The following is a 22,607-nucleotide window of genomic DNA, read 5'->3' on the forward strand; positions in this document are numbered from 1 at the left end:
ACTGCGTAATTGTAGTCAGGGGGTAATAAAATTGGAAGCTAAAAATAAAAAATTGACAGGTGCCGCTATAATTGTAATGTCATCTATGATTGTCAGCAGAATTACCGGTTATCTTAGAACTATACTGATTAATAATTTGCTTACGGCATCACAATCGGATTCTCTTCTGGCTGCTTTTAAGACTACCGATTTAATGTACAATTTATTGATTGGCGGTGCTATATCCGCTGCATTAATACCGGTATTATCGGGATATCTTGCAAAGGATGAGGAGGAGGATGGCTGGAAAGCAGTCGGTACTTTTATAAATGTTATATTTATTGCAATGATTATTCTTTGCATTTTGGGGGTTATTTTTGCACCGTGGGTCGTATCTATGACCGCTGCGGGATTTCAGGGACAAAAGAGGGAACTGACAATACAATTAACCAGAATTCTTTTCCCGTCGGTTGCTTTTATGATGCTGGCAGGCCTGACAAACGGCGTGCTGAATTCATATCAGCGCTTTGCGGCTGCTGCATACGGGCCTTCAATATACAATCTGGGTGTTGCCCTCAGTATTTTTGCATTGAGCCGGTACGGAGTCAGATATGTTGCCTTCGGGGTACTTACAAGTGCCGTTATATATTTGATAATACAGGTTTCCTTTGCAATTCCGAATCTACGGCATTACAAGCCTAGAATTTTTTGGCAGCATTCCGGCTTCAGAAGACTATTCAAGCTTGCTATTCCGTCACTGGCGGCATCAGCTATTATTCAGATAAATATTTTAATTACGCAGAATTATATTTCGCTGTTTAAGCTTGATGGAGGCGTGACTGCCTATGCAAATGCAAATGATTTGTGGCAGCTGCCTTACGGGATTTTTGCCATGGGCTTGGGAACTGCACTGCTTCCAACTTTATCAGAGAAGCTTGCATTAAAAAAAGTGGACGAGTTTAAAGAAATTTTAAATAATGCGTTTAAAACAGTCCTTTATTTGATAATACCATCTGCAATAGCCTTTGTTATTCTTGCAAATCCTTTAATAAGCGTTGTTTACAAATGGTCTCAGAAAATTGACGGCGAAAGAATAGTATTAGCCGGATTTATTTTGATTATGTTTACTGCGGCAATGATAGCCCAGTCTATGTTGGCGATTCTTACAAGAGCCTTTTATGCAAATAATGATACTAAAACGCCGCTGTTTATTGGAATTTTTACAATGCTGCTGAATCTGATTTTTTGTACGATATTCTATCATACTACGGATATAACTCATTTGGGTCCTGCGGGGATGGCCTTGTCATATTCTTTGATTAGCGTTGTTTATATGATTATAATGATGTACATTATATCAAAAAAAATGAAGGGTATGCAGTGGAAGGAACTGGGGAAATATTCCGGAAGGCTGCTTGTATCCGCATTTGTAATGGGAATTGTACTTTTTCTTTTAAACAGGGTAATTCCGTTGGATTTCACTCAGAGGTTTGATTTACATTCCAAGGTGGTTGAAATATTGGCTTTGGGTATAGAAATTGTGCTGGGAGCTCTCATTTACTTTGGAGGAACTATGCTTTTAAAGGTGAATGAGGCTGTAGTTATTAAAGACAAGCTGTTTGCTATTTTAAAGAAAGTTCTAAGAAAGGTTAAGAGAGCTTAGATTTAAATATTAAATTTAGTATTGACTGCAAAATAAAAAAGCTATATAATTTTAAATAGAACAAATGTTCGATATTAACGAGGAGGAAATCTCATGTTAGAAAAGAAAAAAGCGTTAGAAATGGCTCTGGGCCAGATTGAAAAACAATTTGGAAAAGGTTCTGTTATGAAATTAGGAGAAAATGCACATATGAATGTTGAGTTTATTCCGACAGGTTCAATAAGCCTTGATATTGCACTTGGAATTGGCGGAGTCCCAAGAGGGAGAATTGTTGAGATTTACGGACCCGAATCCTCAGGTAAGACAACAGTTGCTCTCCACATGATTGCAGAAGCTCAGAAGATGGGCGGAGAGGCTGCTTTCATTGATGCGGAACATGCGCTTGATCCCAAGTATGCCAGAACCCTTGGAGTTGATATAGATAATTTGATAGTATCCCAACCGGATACGGGCGAGCAGGCGTTAGAGATTACAGAAGCACTTGTCAGAAGCGGAGCTATAGACATTATTGTTGTTGACTCGGTTGCAGCGCTGGTTCCTAAAGCAGAGATAGACGGTGAAATGGGAGACACTCATGTTGGATTGCAGGCAAGACTTATGTCCCAGGCACTTCGCAAGCTGGCCGGCATAATAAGCAAGTCCAGAACTACTGCTATATTCATTAACCAGCTTCGTGAAAAGGTTGGTGTTATGTTCGGAAATCCTGAGGTTACACCGGGAGGCCGAGCTTTAAAATTCTATTCCTCTGTTCGGCTTGACGTAAGAAGAATAGAATCGATAAAGCAGGGAAATGAGGTAATAGGAAACAGAACCAGAGTAAAAGTAGTAAAGAACAAAATCGCACCGCCGTTTAAAGAAGCGGAGTTTGATATTGTTTATGGAGAAGGTATATCAAAAGTAGGAAGTATTCTTGATATTGCTGTAAACATGGAGATAGTTAACAAAAGCGGGGCATGGTTTTCCTATAATGGTCAGCGTATAGGGCAGGGCAGAGAGAATTCAAAGCAATATTTAAAAGAGAATTCCGCCCTCTGTGCAGAAATTGAAAAATTGGTAAGAAGTAATTTCTCATCTGAAGCTGTGCAGGCTGAGCATACAAATGCAGAAGAGGATGAAGATTTTAATGAAAATGATGATGCAAAATAATAAAATCAACTACCTTGACTTTAGTCAGCTATGATGACTTTAGTCAGCTGATATCGGCTGAAGGCCTCCTGAAGTAAAAAGCATTCACCCCAAACTGTGTTGAAAATCAGCTTTAAAGTAATACTCACCTGAAAAACGATACATAGCGACCGGATATTTTATTGCTCGAAGGCTTTCAAACGTAATTGACCTTGGTAAATTAGGTCTGAAGGTATTTGCGCTATAATCAAGAGAATACATATATAATATGCATATCGTTTTTTGGCAGGTTATGCTTTCGAGCTGCTTTTTTACGCTAAATAAGCGGTGATACAGTAAGTTAAAAAGTCTTGAAAGACTGCTGGCTTTGCCGGAAGATTACAGGAGGTTATTTTGGTTATTACATCTGTTGAAGTTAATAAAAATATTGCATCAATGGCTAAAGTGTACGTAGATGATAATATTTATTTTTGTCTGCCTCAAAAAAGAATTAAAGCATTAGAATTATATGAAGGTAAGAATATTACACCGGAGACTTTGGAGTTTATAATGACTTATGAGGTAACCGATGCTGCAAAATGTACCGCTGTTAAATATATTGCCGCAAGGCTCAGAACATCATACGAAGTAGGGCAAAAGCTTCTTGAGCTGGGCTATGAGGAAGAAACCCTTGATAAGGTGATACAAAGTTTAACTGAGATAGATTATATAAATGACTGCAGATATTGTGTTAAATATATTTCTGAGAAAACAAAGCTTCAGCCGAAATCTGCAAAAATGTTATCAATGGAACTAAGCCATAGAGGAATATCTGATGATATTATCAGCAAGGCATTTGAAGAAATAAATTTAGACGAGGACGATATTGCTCTAAACCTTATAAAAAAGAAATTTTCAAAAATTACTTCTTTTGACGAAAAAACTATACAGAAAATGAAAACCTTTCTTGCCGGTCGAGGCTTCAGCTATCAGCAAATATCAAGAGCAGTAAGTGCATTTATTCCCGACTATGATAATTGGGAGAATTACTGAAGCTCACAGTAAATTAATTACAATTCCAGTCATGCATGAAAAATTTTTAGCCATTTATAAAAATTATTATATTAATTTATTGACAATTTATTAATATTGTTAAATAATTTTTATTAGAGTTTCACATATTTATAAAGGATTATTTCCGGTAAGATTTTATTATGAATCTTTTGGATAATTCTTGCAGAGCTTTATTATAAAGATTTAGGCTATTATTTTTAGTATGCATATTTAATTTGTCAAGCAGTAATAATTATATTTATGCAAAAATATATTCAAGGAGAGTAATTGTGAGCAAAAAAATTGGCATTGTTTCCTTAGGATGCCCCAAAAATTTAGTAGATAGTGAAATAATGCTTGGTCTGCTGTCAAATGCAAATTATGAGATTGTCAATGAGAAAGCAAATGCAGATATTTTGATAGTCAACACTTGCGGATTTATCGAATCTGCCCAGCAAGAATCTATAAATACTATTTTAGAAATGGCAGAGGAAAAGAAAAGAAGATGTGAAGTATTAATAGTCACAGGCTGTATGGCTGAAAGGTATAAAGAAAAGATTTTAGAGCAGATACCTGAAGTTGACGCAGTGCTTGGCACGGGAAATTATAAGGAAATAGCGGATGTTATAAATTTGGCATATAAGGGTGAAAGGACTGTTTCTTACGGAAAATTTGAAGAAACGGATTATCTTGATGAAAGACGTATAATTTCTTCCGAAAGTCACTCGGTTTATTTAAAAATATCAGAGGGCTGTGATAATAGATGCACATATTGTATTATCCCATATTTAAGGGGTAAATACAGAAGCAGAAAGATTGAATCCTTAGTCAAGGAAGCTGAGCTTTTAGCGCAGAAGGGAGCTAAGGAGATTATATTGGTAGCTCAGGACACGACCAGATATGGAATTGATCTATACGGTAAAAAAATGCTGACTGAGCTGATACAAAAGCTATCAAAAATTTCAGGTGTTGAGTGGATTAGGTTGTTATACTGTTATCCTGAGGAAATTGATGACCTGCTTATTGAAGAAATTGCTTCTAATCCAAAGGTATGCAAGTATATGGATATTCCTGTCCAGCATGCTTCTGACAGTATTCTCAAGCTTATGGGCCGTCGAGGCAATATTTCCGAAATTCATACAGTTTTAACTAAGCTTAGGGAAAGGGTTAAAGGTATAGCTATCAGAACAACTATGATAGTAGGCTTTCCGGGTGAAACAGAGGAGGACTTTGAACAATTGACGGCTTTTGCGGAACAGTTTAAGTTTGACAAATTGGGTGTTTTTACTTATTCAAAAGAAGAGGGTACACCTGCCGCAAAAATGAAAAATCAAGTTAATAAAAGAATAAAGCAAAAAAGGCAGAAAGCCGTATTGGAACTTCAAAACCATATAAGCAAAGATATTAACTTTAAAAGAATCGGAAAAGTTTATAAAGCTATTGTTGACGGAATTGCTGATGATGGTATATTCTATTATGGACGTACCTATGCAGAGGCTCCCGAGATTGATGGCATGGTTTACTTTACCAGCAGTGAGCCTCTTACTGTTGGCAGTTTTGTTGATATAAATATATTAAACGCAGAAGAATATGATTTGATTGGAGAGGTCATACATGAATTTGCCAAATAAAATAACAGTATCTAGAATTATTTTAGTACCATTGTTAATGATTTTTTTAATACCAATTCCGGATGCCACCGTAAATTTTCCCTTACTGGGATTCCTTAAGGATGAAATGCTGGCATTTAATAGATTTGTTAATAGTACAGGAAATTATATTTCCGCTTTTATTTTTATTTTAGCAGCCAGCACAGACGGCGTAGATGGTTACATTGCACGGAAACACAAGCTTGTAACTTCATTGGGAAAATTTCTTGATCCTATTGCAGATAAGCTGTTGATTACCGCGGCATTGATTGCACTTGTGCAGAATTCTGTTATAACAGGATGGGCGGCAATGATAATTATATCAAGAGAGCTTCTTGTTACAGGATTCAGATCCATTGCGGCGGCTGAAGGACAGGTTATTGCAGCTAATAAGTCCGGTAAAATAAAGATGGTATTTCAAACTGTTGCAGTATCGGTATGCCTGTTAGGTAACTGGCCCTTTTCATTGATAACTGATTTTCCGGTTGATACTTATCTGATGTTTATAGCTGTTGTAATAACTGTTTATTCAGGTATAGATTTCTTTATTAAAAACGGTAAAATTTTAAAATCAGGTGATATGTAATAAGTTAACATACAGCTAAAAAGCAGCCGTAATGATGAGTTGCGGCTTTAATTTTCAGCTGATATCCAAGGCTTTGCACCATTAAGATATCGGTACGACATGTATCGTTCATATCATACATCCTACTCATTTAATACTCAAGCTATCCGAGAGCCGCTTCTTATCAAAAATAAGAATTTACATTACTTAAATATTATTTTGCATAAATTAATTGGCAAATCGAAGGATTTTTGCCGGAAAACCTACAGGAGTATCAATTTTAGCATACTATGAACAAATTGCTTTGGCAATTGCCTATAATTTTGATACCGAATTTATAAAATTATAAATAATAATTATAAAGTATTATTATTTAGCAGGCAGTTATACCGGGAAAAATATTAGATAAAAAGATTTTTTTATGGTATATGTCTTTATAGTATTAAACCGGAAATAGTTAATGGAGCGAGCTTGCTGAATACGGTGATTAACAGCGCCAGAGTGTACTTGTTATTATTTTCTGTGCCGGGAATATGCTATAAGAAATAGGCAATAATATCAGAAAATAGTTGCAATAAATATTAAGTTAATATATAATCTTGATATCAGCAATTAGTATCTGGTAATAATTATAAAACATAAATAATATATTAAGGAGTGTTTCGTTTTTGAGTAGATCATCATCACAAAAACAACAGAGGCAGAAAACCCTCCTTGAAAAGATCAAATATGACCCATTTTTAACAGATGAAGAATTAGCTGATTTTTTTAAGGTAAGTGTACCTACAATTAGACTTGATAGGCTTGAATTAGGTATTCCTGAGCTCAGAGAGAGAATTAAAAATGTTGCAGAGACCAATCAGGAAAAGCTTAAGTCAATTGAGGGTAAAGAATTTATTGGTGAATTAGTTGATTTGCAGTTAGGTCAGAGTGCAATATCATTAATGGAAACAAATGATTCCATGGCATTTGAAAAAACACATATTGTAAGAGGCCATTTTATCTATTCCTTGGCTGAAACTCTTGCAATAGCAGTAATAGATGCACAGGTTGCACTTGTTGGTGTTGCCAATATAAAATATAAAATTCCAGTTTATTCGGGTGCAAAAATTGTTGCCAAGGCAGAAGTTAAAAAAACCAAAGGAAGCAGAGTTATAGTATGGATTAAAATATATGAAAAAAACGTAGAAGTTTTCAGAGGGAAATTTATATTAGTTACAATAGATAAGAACAATATTAAGCCTTGAGAAAATAATTGGAGTGTGAATAGAATTGATAAATATTATCGTTGATGCTATGGGCGGAGATAATGCACCTAAAGCTATTATAGATGGATGTATAGAAGCTGTAAATATGCAGGAGGGATTTAAAATAACTCTTGTCGGTAAAGGTGAGGTCATAAAAAAGATTTTAGATGACAACAAGTTTGACAGAAATAGAATTGATATAGTTAATGCTAATGAGGTAATTGCAGGTGATGATACTCCCACAAAGGCTATAAAGAATAAAAAGGATTCATCAATGGTTGTTGGTTTTAATCTGCTGAAGGAGAAAAAAGGAGATGCATTTATTTCGGCGGGGAATACCGGGGCTTTGATGACCGGAGCCTTACTGCTTATAGGCCGGATCAAAGGTATAGATAGGCCTTCTCTTCCGGCATTGGTTCCGTCAAAGAAAAATATGGTTTTAATTATTGATGCAGGTATGAATACTGTCTGTAGGCCCATTAATTATTTACAATTTGCAATTATGGGTTCTATATATATGAAGCTAATCTACAAACTTCAAAGCCCCAAGATAGGTTTATTAAATGTTGGGTCAGAAGATGCAAAAGGCAATGATACCTTAAAAAATGCATTCAGGCTTCTTTCCTCAGGTCCTGTTAATTTTATCGGAAATATGGAAGGAAACGATATTACAAGCGGAGATGTTGACGTTGCTGTTTGTGATGGATATGTAGGTAATGTTTCACTGAAATTGTTTGAAGGTGCAGGTTCTTTGCTGTTAAAAGAGATAAAAGGAATCTTTACAAAAAATATGATAACTAAGCTTTGTTATTTACTTATGAAATCAGCCTTTAAGGATTTTAAAAGCAAATTCGATCCTGATGAGCTCGCAGGTGCTCCTGTATTGGGAGTAAAGGAACTTGTTATTAAAAGTCATGGCTCTTCAAAAGCAAAAACAATCAGAAGTGCTATTTTAAAAAGAGCAATTCCTTTAATTCAATGTGAAGTTTTGAATGAAATTAAAAATCAATTTGAAAATATGGAGGTGAAGCCTTCTGATGATGAAATTAGCTAAAAGTATAGGAATAATCGGAACAGGCAGTTATTTGCCTGAGAAGGTGCTTACTAATTTTGATTTGGAAAAAATGGTTGATACATCTAATGAGTGGATTATAAAGAGGACAGGAATTTCCGAGAGAAGGATTTTAGATGAGAAGTTGCCGACTTATTCGATGGGTATAGAAGCAGCTAAGAGAGCTTTGGAAAATGCGGAATTACAGGCCGAAGATGTTGATTTAATTGTTTATGCGAGTGTTACCGATGATTTTTATACTCCCTCAAATGCATGTATTATTCAAGGAGCTATAGGAGCTTGCAAGGCTATAGCCTTTGATGTAAATGCCGCATGTACTGGATTTATCTATGCTTTGGTAGTTGCTCAGCAGTTTCTTTTAGGCGGAAATTACAAAAATGCTCTGGTAATAGGCTGTGAGGCATTGTCGAAAATAACTGATTGGAAGGACAGAAACACCTGTGTCTTATTTGGAGATGGAGCCGGTGCCGCAGTATTGGGTGAGGTTGATGAGGGATACGGAATGCTTAATTCCTTTCTTGGATCGGATGGTTCTTCTGCTATGGTGCTTAATGCTCCTAATCTGTATGTTTCAGAAGAGGAAAGGGAAAAAAGAAAAAACGGAAAGCTGGATTCCTTATGGATGGATGGAGCGGAGGTATTTAAGTTTGCCGTTAAGACTATGTCCAGTGCAACGGTTAAGGTGCTGGAGGAGCTGAATATGACTGTTGATGACATACAGCATATCTTCCCCCATCAGGCAAATACCAGAATTATTGACGGAGCAATAAAAAAGCTTGGTATTACGGATGATAAGCTGTATTACATTATACAAAAATACGGAAACATATCTTCGGCGTCAATACCTGTTGCTTTGGATGAGGCCAATAAAGAAGGCAGGCTGAAAAAAGGTGATAATATGGTACTGGTAGGCTTTGGCGGTGGATTGACATGGGGCTCCATTGTACTTAAATGGGTTTAAGGTTATTTATATAAAATGAAAAAAGAGATTATTATAAAGCGAGGGATTATCAATGGGTAAATTGGCATTTATTTTTCCGGGTCAGGGTGCTCAGTATGTGGGCATGGGCAAGGAAATTGCTGCTGAATACAAGAGCGCAGACAACATTTTTGACGAGGCAGCAGATGCTTTAGGTTTTGATATTAAGGAAATGATTTTTAATAGTGATGACGAGACATTGAAAATTACCGAAAACACTCAGCCCACAATTCTTACTGTAAGTATAGCATGTATGCAGCCGCTTCTTGAAAAAGGAATAAGGCCGGATTATGTTGCAGGCTTGAGCTTGGGTGAATATTCCGCGCATGTTGCCGGGGGCACTATGAGTTTCAGTGATGCTGTAAAGCTTGTAAAAAAGAGAGGAAAATATATGCAGGAAGCTGTACCTGCAGGTGTTGGCGCTATGTCAGTTATTATAGGGCTTGACAATGACAGCGTGATTGAATGCTGTAAAGACGCATCACAAATTGGAATTGTAGAGCCGACAAACTTTAATTGCCCTGGACAGATTGCAATTGCGGGGGAAAAAGAAGCTGTTGAGAAAGCAAGTGCATTATGTAAAGAAAAAGGCGCTAAAAGAACAGTTCTTTTGCCTGTCAGTGCACCCTTCCATTGCAGTATGCTAAAACCAGCGGGAGAAAAGCTGGCTGCTGAGCTGGGAAATATTGAGCTTAGCGATATTAAAATTCCAGTAGTTACTAATGTTACTGCGGAATGTATAACTGACAGGGAAGCTGTTAAGAATTTGCTGGTCAAGCAGGTCAGTCAGTCTGTTCTTTGGGAGAATTGTATCAGAACTATGATTGATAAAGGGGTTGATACCTTTATAGAGATAGGCCCCGGAAAAGTTTTATGCGGATTTGTAAAAAAGATAAGCAAAGAGGTTATGGCTTTTAATGTAGAGGATATGGAAAGCTTAAACAAGACCTTGGAAGCATTATCTTAATAACTTTGGTTAAAAAGTTAAAGCTGATAGGAGGTGCAGCCGATGAAATTTGAAGGGAGAACTGCTGTAATAACAGGCTCTTCAAGGGGAATTGGCAAAGCAATAGCAGAGAGGCTCGGCAAGCTGGGAGCAAATGTCGTTATTAACGGAACTTCTGAGCGGATTTTTGAAACGTCAAAGGAATTTGAGGCTATGGGAATAAAAGCTGCCGCAGCTGTAGGCGATGTAAGGAAGGCTGAGGATGTAAAAGCTATGCTGGCCACAGCTGTAGACAATTTTGGCGGCGTGGATATTCTCATAAACAATGCAGGAATAACAAAGGATAAGCCTATGGCAATGATGTCTGAGGATGATTGGGACGTTGTTCTGGACATCAATTTAAAAGGTGCATTCTTGTGTACAAAAGCAGCCGCAAAGCTTATGATAAAAAGAAGGTATGGAAGAATAATTAATATATCTTCTGTTGCGGGTGCCTATGGAAATGCAGGTCAAGCAAATTATTCCGCATCTAAAGGCGGCTTAATCGGGTTAACAAAAACTACGGCAAAGGAATTTGCGCCGAGAGGTGTTACGTGCAATGCTGTCACCCCGGGCTTGATTGATAGTGAAATGACGGAAATATTACCGCAGGAGATGAAGCAGAAATATCTAGACAAAATAGCACTCGGAAGGTTCGGGACGCCTGAGGAAGTTGCTGCTGTTGTTGCTTTTCTTGCTTCTGACGAGGCAGGATATGTTACTGGTCAGGTAATAGATATTGACGGTGGGTTAGTTATATAATAATATAAGTATGATTTGTTGTAATTTTTGAGCTTAAAGGCTTAAATTATTATAAATTGCATAATATGGTATAAAAAATATATGCAATTGAATAACTTTCTTGGAAGGAGGTGAATATATGGTTTTCGAAAAGGTTAAAAAGTTGGTTGTTGAACAGCTGGGTGTTGAAGAAGACGATATATCTATGGAATCTTCTTTCATAGATGATCTTGGTGCAGATTCCCTTGATATAGTTGAACTTATTATGGCTTTAGAAGAAGAGTTCAGCCTTGAAATACCGGATACTGAAGCTGAGAAGATTACAACAGTAGGTGATGCTGTTGAATACATTACAAAGAATTCTTAATTCTTAAAAAAAGATAGTTAAAAAAAGTCCCTTAACAGGGGCTTTTTTTAGCTAATTGCAATTATATTTAAATTTATAACCAATGATGTTAATTATAAAAAGAAACTCTTTTAAAATATATATTAATAAATTTTTCGAGCTGGCTTTGTTGTCTGATATCAAAACAAAATGAAAGCAGCTTGGAGGCTTACCAAATTTTTGTGCCGGAAACTCGGCGTAGGAGGGTATTTATGAAAAAACGTGTTGTTATTACAGGTGCCGGTGTTGTATCTTCACTTGGCTTTGGTGCTGAACAATTCTGGAACTCAATAAGAGAAGGAAAAAACGGTATCAGCGAAGTTACAAAGATAGATGTATCAAATCTGCCGACAAAGGTAGGAGCTGAGATAAAGGATTTTGATCCTACTTTGTATATGGATAAAAAAGAAGCAAAAAGAATGGACAGATTCAATCAATATGCTATAGCAGCCTCTAAAATGGCTGTTGATACCTCTAAATTGGATTTGGAGTCTATAGACCTTGATAGATGCGGTGTTATTGTAGGTTCTGGAATAGGCGGTATGGAAACATTTGAAGATCAGCACACTGTTCTTCTGAATAAGGGACCCGGAAGAATAAGCCCGTTCTTTATACCTATGATGATAGCAAATATGGCTTCTGGGCAGATAGCTATCCGGTTTGGATTTAAAGGCTTTAATGAGTGTGTTGTTACGGCATGTGCGACAGGAAACAATGCAATAGGTGATGCCTTCAAGGTAATTCAGCGCGGAGATGCGGATGTAATGATTACAGGCGGTGCTGAGGCTTGTATCACAATGATGGGATTTGGCGGTTTCTGCTCGATGGGAGCAATGAGTAAGAATCCTGATCCCAATACAGCCTCCAGACCCTTTGACAAGGACAGGGACGGTTTTGTATGCGGCGAAGGAGCAGGTATACTTGTAATAGAAGAATACGAGCATGCTGTAAACAGGGGAGCAGATATTATAGCAGAAATAGTAGGCTATGGATGTACGTGCGATGCGTATCACATTACAGCTCCAAGTCCTGAAGGAGAAGGCGGAGCAAGAAGTATGCAGATGTGTATTAACGATGCAGGGATAAAACCGGAGGAAATTGGATATATTAATGCACATGGAACATCAACGCCGTTAAATGATCCTTCTGAAGTTAAAGTAGTTAAAAAGGTCTTTGGAGAATATGCAAAGAAAATAGCAATGAGTTCAACAAAATCAATGACAGGTCACCTTCTTGGAGCAGCAGGTGCCATAGAGGCTGTTGTCACAGCAATGGCATTAAGGGATGGATTCTTGCCGCCGACAATAAATGTTAAGAATCAGGATCCTGAATGTGATATAGACTGTGTTCCAAATGTAGGCAGAAAAGCAGATATAAAGTATGCATTATCCAATGCACTTGGGTTTGGAGGACATAATGCAACTCTATGCTTGAAGAAATTTGAATAATAATTATGCTATTGATGATATATATTTTTAAGTATAAAATAAAAGGCGGGGTTATATACTCCACCTTTTATTTTAGTTAGATTAAAATTTAAACATATAAATAATAAGTTAACTGCAAAGGATGGTATTAACCAAAACAAACAAAAATCTATATTGGAGGTGCCAAGTACATGCCGGTTTTTTATAAAAGTCAATTACTGCTTTAGTCAATTAAAGCTATTGGCAGATGAAATTTATTTATAAGAATATAGTAAGTGACTTTTGTTTTAATAAACAGGATGTGATTAAATGATGAATAATAATACCCGTAATAACAGTAATTCTGTACTTGAAAACAGAATAAAATATAAATTTAAAGACAGGCAAATATTACTGACAGCCATAACACACAGCTCTTATGCAAATGAAAGGAAAACAAAAAAGATAGCTTACAATGAAAGAATAGAGTTTCTTGGAGATTCGGTGTTAAGTCTGGTTATCAGTGAGTATTTGTACAAAATGTATCCCAATCTTCCTGAGGGAGAATTAACAGTAACAAGAGCAAAAATTGTTTGTGAAAGTTCTCTTGCAAAATGTGCTGCCGATATTGGGCTGGGAAAATTTTTAATGCTTGGAAAAGGCGAAGAGCTTTCAGGAGGCAGAGAAAAGGCTTCTATACAATCCGATGCCTTTGAGGCCTTAATTGGAGCAATTTATATTGACGGCGGTTTTGAAACGGCGAAGGGATTTATTCTTAAATATATGGAAGGCATTATAAAAAACTGTGTTGAAGGTAAATTGTTTTATGATTTTAAAACACAGCTGCAGGAGCTTGTGCAGCAAAACGGGGAGCAGCATATTTTATATAATGTAATCGATGAAAGCGGGCCTGACCACAATAAAACCTTTGTAACAGAGGTTAGCATTAACGGAGCTGTAACCGGTAAAGGCACAGGACATTCAAAGAAGGAATCAGAGCAAAATGCCGCAAAGGATGCATTGGAACGGCTGAAAGTCGATGATGGGGGAGTGTTAAAACATTAAAAGGCATATAATAATTCCTATATTTGTACCTCATAAGGGATGTCCCTTTGAATGTATTTTTTGTAACCAGAAGATAATCAGCGGACAGATTAATGAAGCAAAGGAAGAAGAAATCAGGAAGAGCATAGAGGACAGCTTATTAACAAGCGGAGATGCTTTTGTCGAAATCGCTTTTTATGGCGGAAGCTTTACAGGTATTCCGATGAAAGAGCAGGAATGGTATCTGAAAATAGGATATAGTTATGTAAAAACAGGACAAGTCAAGCAAATGAGACTTTCAACAAGACCTGACTATATCAGTGAGGAAATACTCGATTTGCTTTTAAGATATGACGTCAGGACGATTGAGCTGGGTGCCCAGAGTCTTGATGACAAGGTACTGCTTTGCAGTCATAGGGGGCATACCATTGAGGATGTGGCACAGGCGGCAAAAATGATAAAAGACAGGGGCATTTCCCTGGGGATTCAAACTATGATTGGATTGCCGGAGGATACAAAAGAAAAGGATATAATGACTGCCCGTAAGGTTGTAGCATTGTCTCCCGATATTGTCCGAATATATCCGGCACTTGTTATAAAGGATACATATCTTCAAAAAATGTACTCAGAGGGCAGATATAGGCCCGTTACAGTTGATGAGGCAGTGGATATATGTGCTGAACTCTTGGAAATATATGAGGCCAGCAACATTAATGTAATTCGGATAGGACTTCAGCCTACCGAAAGTATAAGTGAAAACGGTGATGTAGTGGCAGGACCGTTTCATCCTGCTTTCAGGCAATTGGTTCAATCAAGGCTTATTCTGAATAAAATGATCGAATATATAAAGGACAATAGTCTTGATAATGCAAGCAGTATTGAAATCGAGTGCAATGAGCGTGAAATGTCAAATGTTATCGGACAAAAGAAAACCAATATTATTTTATTAAAAAATAAGTTTGATTATAAAAATATAAGTATAAAAATAAATAATGATACTAAATATTTCAAAATCCTAAAGCAGAAGTCTATATAATAAATATTTTTGAAAAATTTATTTGTAAAAAGAAGGTATTTGAAGTAATATATAGAATACTTATATAAATATTATATATTTGCAAATAAAATTTTATTATTAAAGCATTTTAGGAGGATATATTTATGGAAGTACTAAAAGTTTCAGCTAATTCACAGCCCAAATCTGTTGCTGGAGCATTAGCCGCTGTCTTAAGGGACAATAATTATGCTGAGATCCAGGCAGTAGGAGCAGGAGCAGTAAATCAAGCGGTTAAAGCTATTGCGATTACTCGAGGTTTTGTTGCTCCTAATGGAATTGATCTGGTTACAGTTCCTGCTTTTGCAGAGGTTGTTATTGATGGAGAGGAAAGAACAGCTATAAAATTCTACATACAGCCTCGATAATTTTATTTCAGGGTAGGTTAAGGCTCGCCTTCTGGTGGGCCTTAAAAATATACTAAAACAAACAGATAAATTTAAAGTTGATTAGCAATAAAGAGGTCCATAAATATGAAAATGAGCTTAAAAGTCAATACTGATGACTTAAAAACCGGCATGATTCTTGGGGAGGATATTTGTTGTAATGAAAATTTGCTTCTTTCAAAGGGAATGGTTTTAAAGCAGTGTTATGTAAAGAAACTGATGGCGAGGGGAATAATGGAAGTCGCCATATTAGCAGATAAGACTTATTATGATGATATTTTTCTAAATCCGGTTGAAAAGTTTTACGTGGAAACTTATGAAGCTTTGACAAATGTAATTGAAAGATACAGAAAAGAAGACAAAATAGAAATTTCAAGAGTTTTTCCGATAGTTGAGAATATTTTGGAGGCTGTTTTTTCCAGTCAGAATTCTATCCTATCACTGACAGGTTTCAGAGGTGAAGGGGATTATTTTCAGCTGCATGCCTTGGATGTCTGCATTTACAGCCTTATAGCTGCAAAGGTTATGAATCTGAGCTATGAGGATACTGTGATTCTCGGCTTCGGAGCACTTCTTCATGATATCGGAAAGACTAGGGTACCGGATCGTATTCTTAACAAAAAAGGAAAATTAACCGATGAAGAATTTGATGAGGTTAAAAAACATTCGGAATGCGGGTATCAGATTCTCATCAAATGTCCCCAAATAAATTCCGATATTGTCAGAATTGTTTTACAGCATCATGAACGATGTGACGGCAGCGGATATCCCAATAATTTAAAGGATAGAGATATACATTTGCTTTCCAAAATTGTTGCAATAGCCGACATATATGATGCGTTGACATCCGACAGGGTATATAGAAAAAAGGTTCTGCCGCATGAGGCGGCAGAATATCTGCTTTGCATATCAAATACATTAATTGATCCACATATAGCAAAGGTTTTTGTCAATAACATTGCAATTTATCCCAAAGGGTGTCAGGTGCTTCTCAGCAATAATCAAGTTGCTTTTGTAATTGATTCAAACCCTAAAATGCCTTTAAGACCTGTTTTGAAAATTATAACCGATAAATTCAGAAACCCTTTGCCGGTGCCTTATGAATTCAGCTTGCAGGACAATTCTCATATAGTTATAACCCAGATTTGCTGTTAGTATTACATAATAAGCGGGACAAGCCCCTTCATAGCCATTTGCAGCCGTCTTTCCACCTCATACCAGTTTATAAGGCTCCACCAGGCATCTATATACTTTTTGCGCTCATTCTGATAGTCCAGATAATAAGCATGTTCCCATACATCGCAAACCAGAATGGGTATCGCGCTCCATTGGGTCAAGTCCTGATGCTTTCCAGCCTGCAGGATTTCCAGTCTCATCCACGCAGGCTGCCAGACAAGAATTCCCCAGCCGGAAGCCTCAACCTTTTCGGTGGCACTTTTAAATTGCTCCTTGAAAGCATTGAAACTGCCAAAGTAACTGTTAATATGGCTCAGGGTTTTAATTCCCGGTCGTCCTGTCATGCCTATGGGAGACATAATTGTCCAATAAATACTGTGAAGAATATGTCCTGAGCCGTTAAAAGCGAGCTCATTCTCCCAGTACTTGATATATTCATAATTGCTTTGCTTACGAGCTTCTTCCAGTTCTATTTCCGCTTTATTAAGGCCGTCAACGTATGCCTTATGATGTTTATCATGATGATATTTTAAAGTTGTCCGGCTGATTACAGGTTCCAATGCATTGTATGCATAGGGTAATGGCGGCAATTGGTGCTTTCCTGTTGGAATCATAATAACCTCCACGCCCGGTTTGGGCACAAAAATTTAGGAAAGATTTCGTGGCGGTACGCAGCTGATTTACAGCCATGGTTTAATTTTTTTTAAGCTAACCTCCACGCCCGGTTTGGGCACAAAAATTTAGGAAAGATTTCGTGGCGGTACGCAGCTGATTTACAGCCATGGTTTAATTTTCTTTAAGCTAACCTCCATGCCCGGTTTGGGCACGAAAATCTTACAGAATATTATATGCAGCTCGAAATAAATGGGTTACCAAAGTCAGATACGGTTGAAAGCCTTCGCACGACAAAATATAGGGGCAATATTGGGAGTTTTCAGCCAGCTTGCATATATGATGCTTATTTGATAAAAAATCTCATGTATTTAAAGCTTTTTAAATTTAAATAAGATAAATAAAATTATTTATGAAAAATAATTTATAAAAAATTAGATATGCAAGAGGGAAATAGGTATAATTTAAGAATAGAGAAAAAGAAGATAAATAAATGTGCTATAATATGGTAGCTTATGAAGGAGGTTATGTTTTATGAGCGGAGAGAAGCTGCTTGAGGAAGAAATGCTGGAGAAAAGGGTTTGGGCCGTTGTCGGCGCAAATCAGGATCCCGAGAAATTCGGCAACAGAATTTATAATAAATTAAAAGCACGAGGATATGAAGTCTATCCGGTTAACCCTATGTACGAAAGCATTGACGGAGATAAATGCTATAAAGACCTGTCTTCATTACCTGTGCTTCCGGATGTAATTGATATGGTTGTATCACCCAAAAGAGGGAAAGCCTTTATTGATGAAGCTGCAAGCCTTGGTATCAGATATATCTGGCTCCAGCCCGGCACCCATGACGGTGGGATACTGAAGCAGATTGATGAGCTTGAATTACAGGGAGTTCAGGCATGTGTACTTGTTGCGCTGAGATAGTATTTTTTAAAAAATAAAAATATAGGAGGATACTTTTATGACAAATAAGGAGCTGTATGATACCATATTTGTGAGAAAATCAGTCAGAAAATATGATATGACTCCGCTGACGGATGAAATAATATATGGAATTAAGGAATATGCAAGCAAGCTAAAACCGCTTGATGGAAGCATAAGGTATTCACTGTCATTTTTAGGTGAAAAGGATGCAAGATTTGTAATACCTACAAAATTAGCGCCCCATTATTTGTGCTTATATTCGGAAAAAAAGGACGGGTATTTGATGAATGCAGGCTTTTTATTGCAGCAGGTTGATCTGTATATGTCTGCAACAGGACTCGGAAGCTGCTGGCTTGGTTTCTTTAAGCCTAAAAAGGAGCAAGATGCAAAGGATGGGTTAGACTTTATTATTATGCTTGCTTTTGGTAAGCCTGCCGAACAGCTGCATCGGAAAAGCATTTCAGAATTTAGCCGTAAGAGCTTTAAGGACATTACCTCAATTGAGGGTGCGGAAAAACTGCTTGAACCTGTCAGATTAGCTCCTTCTGCAACTAATAGCCAGCCTTGGTTTTTCAGCGGAGCTTTAAATGAAATTACGGTAAGCCGTAAGAAGCTGTCAATGCTTAAAGCCTCTTTATTAGGAAGATTTAATCAGATGGATATCGGAATTGCGCTGTGTCACTTATGGCTGTCTCTTGATAATGAAGGAAAAGCGGCAGTTTTTGAGGATAATAATTCCGATGTTCCGGAGGGCTATGAATTTATGGCAAAAGTTAAGGTTAAAGACAAATAATTAAATTGTAAACCGATATTCTTCCAATAAAACACAAAGTATGCTAGACTAATAAAGATATCGGGAGGACATTTAATCGAGGCTATAGTCTGGAAAAATCAAGATACCGCTGTAAAAAAGACTTCACTAAATTATTGATTTCGGGGTGTGGAATGTATTTAAAAAGATTGGAAATACAGGGTTTTAAATCATTTGCAGATAAAATATCATTAGATTTTGCTTCGGGAATTACAGCTGTTGTGGGTCCGAACGGAAGCGGTAAAAGTAATATCGGCGATGCGGTAAGATGGGCTCTGGGTGAGCAAAGTGCAAAAACGCTCAGAGGAAGTAAAATGGAGGATGTTATTTTTGCGGGGACGGAAAACAGAAAGCCTGTAGGCTTTGCCGAGGTATCTCTTACTATTGATAATTCTGATAATTATCTGCCTGTATCCTACAGTGAAGTTACAATAACCAGAAGAGTTTACCGTTCGGGTGAAAGTGAATACTATATTAACAAAACATCCTGCCGTCTCAAGGATATATATGAGCTTCTTCTGGATACCGGAATAGGCAGGGACGGATATTCCATTATCGGGCAGGGAAGAGTTGATGAGATTCTCAGTACAAAATCAGAGGACAGAAGACATATATTTGAGGAAGCCTCCGGAATTATGAAATACAAGGTCAGAAAGCAGGAAGCTGAAAGAAAGCTTGAATTAACGGAGCAGAATCTTATTCGTATCAAGGATATAATTAATGAGCTGGAATCGCAGATAGAGCCCTTGAGAGAGCAATCCGAAGCGGCAAAAAAATATCTGACCTTGAGAGATGCATTAAAGGAATTAGAGATTAATGTTTATTTGGACAGTATAGATAATTTAAAAGAAAAAATAAAGGAATACGAGGTAAACTTTAAAGATATAAAAGACAACATTGAAGCAGAAGAGAGAAAGCTGCGCAATATAACGGCTCAAAACCAGCAAAAGAATGAAATATTGAAGGAGCTGGAAATAAAGGTTAACGAAGCCAGGGACAAATATTATATTGTTGAAGCAAATCTTGAAAAAAGCAGTTCTGAGATAAATGTAAACAGAGAAAAAATAAACAGTCTGGATCAAAATATGAACCGCCTTGATGAGGAAATTTCAGAGATTGATTCAAAAACAGAGCTTTTATTAAAGGAGGAGAAAAACAGACAAAGTAAAATTGTATATTTAAAAGGACAGCAGGAGGAGTTCTCAGCCAAGCTTTTTAAATATCAGGCTGAGCTGGATGCGGTTATTTCAACACTTGGAGAGAGTGAACGTAAAATTGAAATGCTTAAAGCCGGAATAATGGACAAGCTGGATATTCAATCAGACAAAAGAACTCAAATAAACAATATAAAAAATCATATTGAAAATATAAAGAAGAGACAGAATTCAATTGGAACAGAGATATATACTCTTAAGCTGGAAAAAGACAAAGACAATATGAAGAAGGAAGACCTGACAGAGAGTATAAGAAATACTGTTATGCTTATTAAGCATGAAAAGGAAAAGATTGAAGAACTTAGTACAGAAAAGCATGAGTTTAAGACTGCACTTATTGATCTGGAGAAGCAGCAGGGAACCGTAAAAACAGATATACAGGTAAAAGCATCCAGACACAGGCTGCTGAGGGATATGGAAAAAAGTATGGAAGGCTACAGCCGAAGTGTAAAAGAAATAATGAATGCCTGCAAGGCCTCGGCAGACTTCGGGAAAGGTATTCATGGCACTGTTGCACAGCTTTTCAGCGTAGACAAAAGGTATGAGACTGCCATAGAAATGACATTGGGCGGTGCCCTTCAAAATATTGTTTCTTCTTCCGAAGATGATGCAAAGAAAGCAATAGACTTTTTGAAGCGGAACAGGATGGGCAGGGCAACATTTCTTCCTGTTACTGCGGTACACGGAAAACGCCTTGACGACAATACCATTAACAAATTAAAGGAATACAACGGGTTTTGCGGGATTGCTTCCGACCTTGTTCACTGCGGCGATAAATACAAAGGGATTGTGCTGAATCTTTTAGGAAAGGTTGTTGTAGCTGAGAACCTTGATGCAGGCATAAATATTGCCAGAAAATTCAGTTATTCCTTCAGAATTGTAACCCTTGAAGGAGATATATTAAGCACCAGCGGTTCTATGTCCGGAGGCAGCAGTGACCATAAGGGTTCAGGTATATTAGGAAGAAGCAGGGAAATTGCCGAGCTTGAGGAAGCTGTTGAAGGCTTGAAAAAGCAGGATATCAGATTAGGTGAAAAGGCTGCCGAGGTAAGAAGCATGATAGCCGAAACAGATACCGAATTGAATGAGGAAAATACAAGATTAAGAGATAACGAGCTTGTTAAAACAAGAGATGAGAACCATTTGAGCATGCTTGAAGACAACATTTTAAAAACGGCTGCAAAGATTGGTATGCTCAATGATGAGAAATCCCAGATGGTACAGCAGGAACAGGATACCGTAAGGGAGATGGAAAAATACGAGCTTGAGCTTGAGGCGATTGAAAAGGATATTTCTTTAACCAAGGCTGTAATTGCCGAGCATCAGGAAAAATTCAAATCTGACCAGACAGTCAGAGATGGTCTGCATGAGGATATAACTGACTTCAAGATATCAGTTAATTCAATAGCTGAGAGCCTTCAAAGTGTTAATGAGCATATGGAGAGAATTAACACGGATAAGGAGACAATGCATAAAAGCAAGGTCAGAAAGGAACATGAAAAGCTAAAAGCCTCTGATGAAATTGAATCGCTGAAGCAGGAAATTGAAGGCCTTGAAAATGCCATAAAAAAGCTCCAAGCAGAAAAAACCGGCAGAACTATGGAAATAGACAGGCTTGCTGAAGAGAAAAAAGTTCTTGAGGAGGAATCCTCAGACTTCATAGAAAGACTGAATGCTTCAAACAAGACTATTCACTTGCTGCAGGAAGAGTATAACAGATTTGATGTAAAAAACACCAAGGCTGAAGCAGAAATGAAAGCTATACAGGACAGGATGTGGGATGAATATGAGCTTACTTATACTAATGCGGCAGAGCTCAAAAAAGAAATACGGAGCCTTCCGGAGGCCCAGAGGACTATAAATGACTACAGGACTCAAATAAAGCTCCTTGGCCCTGTTAATGTTTCAGCAATTGATGATTATATTAAAACAAAAGAGAGATATGAGTTTATGTCTGCTCAGCAGGAGGATATGGAGCAGGCAAAGGAAAAACTGCATAAAATTATACATGAAATGGTACAGGTAATGAAAAAGCAATTTGTTGAGCAGTTTAAAATTATAAATGAAAACTTTGGAATAGTATACCGCGAATTATTTGGAGGCGGTCATGCTGAGCTGATTATCTGTGATATGGATAATGTTCTCGAAAGCGGTATTGAGATTGCTGTTCAGCCGCCGGGGAAAAGGCTTCAGAATATGATGCTGCTTTCGGGAGGAGAACGTGCCTTTACAGCTATTGCATTGCTCTTCTCTATACTGAGAATGAAGCCTACGCCGTTCTGCCTGCTTGATGAAATTGAAGCGGCACTTGATGATGCAAATGTATATAGATTCGGTGAATATTTGAAGAAATTCTCGAAAAACACCCAGTTTATCATGGTAACCCATCGTAAAGGCACCATGGAGGCAGCAAATACAATGTACGGAGTTACAATGCAGGAGCATGGAATTTCCAGGGTAGTGTCCATGAAAATGGGTGAAATTGCAGTATAGAATAAACTGGCAAGTTATGCCATACATAAGCGGTTTATATAAATAATAACTAATATAGAACATTC

At 37.3% G+C, this 22,607-nt stretch carries 20 protein-coding genes; 19 read left to right on the forward strand and 1 reads right to left on the reverse strand.

Annotated elements, in window-relative coordinates; all coding sequences use genetic code 11:
* The first annotated feature begins 31 nt into the window (after window positions 1-31).
* The 16 genes from murJ to LY28_RS12150 all read left to right on the forward strand — a co-directional run bounded on the left by murJ (window position 32) and on the right by LY28_RS12150 (window position 16,467).
* Window positions 32-1,642 (forward strand): murein biosynthesis integral membrane protein MurJ, encoded by a 1,611-nt coding sequence (gene murJ / locus LY28_RS12075; RefSeq protein ID WP_110462449.1) that lies wholly within the window; start codon window positions 32-34, stop codon window positions 1,640-1,642.
* Window positions 1,643-1,735: 93 nt separating this feature from the next.
* Window positions 1,736-2,788 carry a recombinase RecA gene (gene recA / locus LY28_RS12080; RefSeq protein WP_110462450.1) on the forward strand — a complete coding sequence of 351 codons (1,053 nt, stop codon included), beginning with the start codon at window positions 1,736-1,738 and terminating at the stop codon, window positions 2,786-2,788.
* Window positions 2,789-3,160: 372 nt separating this feature from the next.
* A complete protein-coding gene (locus tag LY28_RS12085) occupies window positions 3,161-3,799 on the forward strand; it encodes a regulatory protein RecX (protein WP_110462451.1) in 639 nt (212 codons plus the stop codon).
* Window positions 3,800-4,089: 290 nt separating this feature from the next.
* Window positions 4,090-5,430: a 30S ribosomal protein S12 methylthiotransferase RimO gene (gene rimO, locus LY28_RS12090; protein WP_110462452.1), complete on the forward strand. Its 1,341-nt coding sequence runs from the start codon at window positions 4,090-4,092 to the stop codon at window positions 5,428-5,430.
* Complete coding sequence (pgsA, locus tag LY28_RS12095) at window positions 5,414-6,034, forward strand: CDP-diacylglycerol--glycerol-3-phosphate 3-phosphatidyltransferase (RefSeq protein ID WP_110462453.1); 621 nt, start codon at window positions 5,414-5,416, stop codon at window positions 6,032-6,034. Before rimO ends, pgsA begins: the two co-directional genes overlap by 17 nt.
* Window positions 6,035-6,681: 647 nt before the next feature.
* Entirely contained in the window at window positions 6,682-7,260 is a 579-nt protein-coding gene (gene fapR, locus LY28_RS12100) for a transcription factor FapR (protein ID WP_110462454.1), read from the forward strand.
* Between the two features lie 25 nt (window positions 7,261-7,285).
* Entirely contained in the window at window positions 7,286-8,314 is a 1,029-nt protein-coding gene (plsX, locus tag LY28_RS12105; protein WP_110462455.1) for a phosphate acyltransferase PlsX, read from the forward strand.
* Window positions 8,298-9,293 (forward strand): beta-ketoacyl-ACP synthase III, encoded by a 996-nt coding sequence (locus LY28_RS12110; protein ID WP_110462456.1) that lies wholly within the window; start codon window positions 8,298-8,300, stop codon window positions 9,291-9,293. Before plsX ends, LY28_RS12110 begins: the two co-directional genes overlap by 17 nt.
* A gap of 52 nt (window positions 9,294-9,345) precedes the next feature.
* Window positions 9,346-10,278 (forward strand): ACP S-malonyltransferase, encoded by a 933-nt coding sequence (gene fabD / locus LY28_RS12115; RefSeq protein ID WP_110462457.1) that lies wholly within the window; start codon window positions 9,346-9,348, stop codon window positions 10,276-10,278.
* Window positions 10,279-10,320: 42 nt separating this feature from the next.
* On the forward strand, window positions 10,321-11,058 hold the full coding sequence (fabG, locus tag LY28_RS12120; RefSeq protein ID WP_110462458.1) for a 3-oxoacyl-[acyl-carrier-protein] reductase: 738 nt from the start codon (window positions 10,321-10,323) through the stop codon (window positions 11,056-11,058).
* Between the two features lie 118 nt (window positions 11,059-11,176).
* Window positions 11,177-11,404 (forward strand): acyl carrier protein, encoded by a 228-nt coding sequence (acpP, locus tag LY28_RS12125; protein ID WP_110462459.1) that lies wholly within the window; start codon window positions 11,177-11,179, stop codon window positions 11,402-11,404.
* A gap of 230 nt (window positions 11,405-11,634) precedes the next feature.
* Window positions 11,635-12,870, forward strand: a complete 1,236-nt coding sequence (fabF, locus tag LY28_RS12130; RefSeq protein WP_110462460.1) for a beta-ketoacyl-ACP synthase II — start codon at window positions 11,635-11,637, stop codon at window positions 12,868-12,870.
* Window positions 12,871-13,161: 291 nt separating this feature from the next.
* Window positions 13,162-13,893 (forward strand): ribonuclease III, encoded by a 732-nt coding sequence (gene rnc, locus LY28_RS12135; RefSeq protein WP_110462522.1) that lies wholly within the window; start codon window positions 13,162-13,164, stop codon window positions 13,891-13,893.
* A gap of 19 nt (window positions 13,894-13,912) precedes the next feature.
* Window positions 13,913-14,908 (forward strand): elongator complex protein 3, encoded by a 996-nt coding sequence (locus LY28_RS12140; protein WP_278303486.1) that lies wholly within the window; start codon window positions 13,913-13,915, stop codon window positions 14,906-14,908.
* A gap of 125 nt (window positions 14,909-15,033) precedes the next feature.
* Complete coding sequence (locus LY28_RS12145; RefSeq protein WP_110462462.1) at window positions 15,034-15,294, forward strand: stage V sporulation protein S; 261 nt, start codon at window positions 15,034-15,036, stop codon at window positions 15,292-15,294.
* Window positions 15,295-15,399: 105 nt separating this feature from the next.
* Complete coding sequence (locus LY28_RS12150; RefSeq protein ID WP_110462463.1) at window positions 15,400-16,467, forward strand: HD-GYP domain-containing protein; 1,068 nt, start codon at window positions 15,400-15,402, stop codon at window positions 16,465-16,467.
* A 2-nt stretch (window positions 16,468-16,469) separates the two neighbouring features.
* Here LY28_RS12150 and LY28_RS12155 read toward each other — a convergent pair whose 3' ends face one another.
* Window positions 16,470-17,102: a superoxide dismutase gene (locus LY28_RS12155; RefSeq protein ID WP_110462464.1), complete on the reverse strand. Its 633-nt coding sequence runs from the start codon at window positions 17,100-17,102 to the stop codon at window positions 16,470-16,472.
* Window positions 17,103-17,634: 532 nt separating this feature from the next.
* Here LY28_RS12155 and LY28_RS12160 point away from each other — a divergent pair.
* From LY28_RS12160 to smc, 3 genes are all read left to right on the forward strand, one after another.
* The gene (locus LY28_RS12160) at window positions 17,635-18,024 is read left to right on the forward strand and encodes a CoA-binding protein (RefSeq protein WP_479692084.1); all 390 of its coding nucleotides are present in this window, start codon (window positions 17,635-17,637) and stop codon (window positions 18,022-18,024) included.
* A gap of 37 nt (window positions 18,025-18,061) precedes the next feature.
* The gene (locus tag LY28_RS12165) at window positions 18,062-18,817 is read left to right on the forward strand and encodes a nitroreductase family protein (protein ID WP_110462465.1); all 756 of its coding nucleotides are present in this window, start codon (window positions 18,062-18,064) and stop codon (window positions 18,815-18,817) included.
* Between the two features lie 152 nt (window positions 18,818-18,969).
* Window positions 18,970-22,542: a chromosome segregation protein SMC gene (smc, locus tag LY28_RS12170; RefSeq protein ID WP_110462466.1), complete on the forward strand. Its 3,573-nt coding sequence runs from the start codon at window positions 18,970-18,972 to the stop codon at window positions 22,540-22,542.
* Window positions 22,543-22,607: the final 65 nt, after the last annotated feature.

The organism is Ruminiclostridium sufflavum DSM 19573, assembly GCF_003208175.1.
GTDB classification, from domain to species: domain Bacteria; phylum Bacillota; class Clostridia; order Acetivibrionales; family DSM-1351; genus Ruminiclostridium; species Ruminiclostridium sufflavum.

Excerpts from the sequence above, each read along its gene's own strand:
- recA (WP_110462450.1), top strand. The coding sequence starts at position 1,736 with ATGTTAGAAAAGAAAAAAGCGTTAGAAATGGCTCTGGGCCAGATTGAA.
- pgsA (WP_110462453.1), top strand. The coding sequence starts at position 5,414 with ATGAATTTGCCAAATAAAATAACAGTATCTAGAATTATTTTAGTACCA.
- LY28_RS12110 (WP_110462456.1), top strand. The coding sequence starts at position 8,298 with ATGATGAAATTAGCTAAAAGTATAGGAATAATCGGAACAGGCAGTTAT.
- fabD (WP_110462457.1), top strand. The coding sequence starts at position 9,346 with ATGGGTAAATTGGCATTTATTTTTCCGGGTCAGGGTGCTCAGTATGTG.
- fabG (WP_110462458.1), top strand. The coding sequence starts at position 10,321 with ATGAAATTTGAAGGGAGAACTGCTGTAATAACAGGCTCTTCAAGGGGA.
- acpP (WP_110462459.1), top strand. The coding sequence starts at position 11,177 with ATGGTTTTCGAAAAGGTTAAAAAGTTGGTTGTTGAACAGCTGGGTGTT.
- fabF (WP_110462460.1), top strand. The coding sequence starts at position 11,635 with ATGAAAAAACGTGTTGTTATTACAGGTGCCGGTGTTGTATCTTCACTT.
- rnc (WP_110462522.1), top strand. The coding sequence starts at position 13,162 with ATGAATAATAATACCCGTAATAACAGTAATTCTGTACTTGAAAACAGA.
- LY28_RS12145 (WP_110462462.1), top strand. The coding sequence starts at position 15,034 with ATGGAAGTACTAAAAGTTTCAGCTAATTCACAGCCCAAATCTGTTGCT.
- LY28_RS12150 (WP_110462463.1), top strand. The coding sequence starts at position 15,400 with ATGAAAATGAGCTTAAAAGTCAATACTGATGACTTAAAAACCGGCATG.
- LY28_RS12155 (WP_110462464.1), bottom strand. The coding sequence starts at position 17,102 with ATGATTCCAACAGGAAAGCACCAATTGCCGCCATTACCCTATGCATAC.
- LY28_RS12160 (WP_479692084.1), top strand. The coding sequence starts at position 17,635 with ATGAGCGGAGAGAAGCTGCTTGAGGAAGAAATGCTGGAGAAAAGGGTT.
- LY28_RS12165 (WP_110462465.1), top strand. The coding sequence starts at position 18,062 with ATGACAAATAAGGAGCTGTATGATACCATATTTGTGAGAAAATCAGTC.
- smc (WP_110462466.1), top strand. The coding sequence starts at position 18,970 with ATGTATTTAAAAAGATTGGAAATACAGGGTTTTAAATCATTTGCAGAT.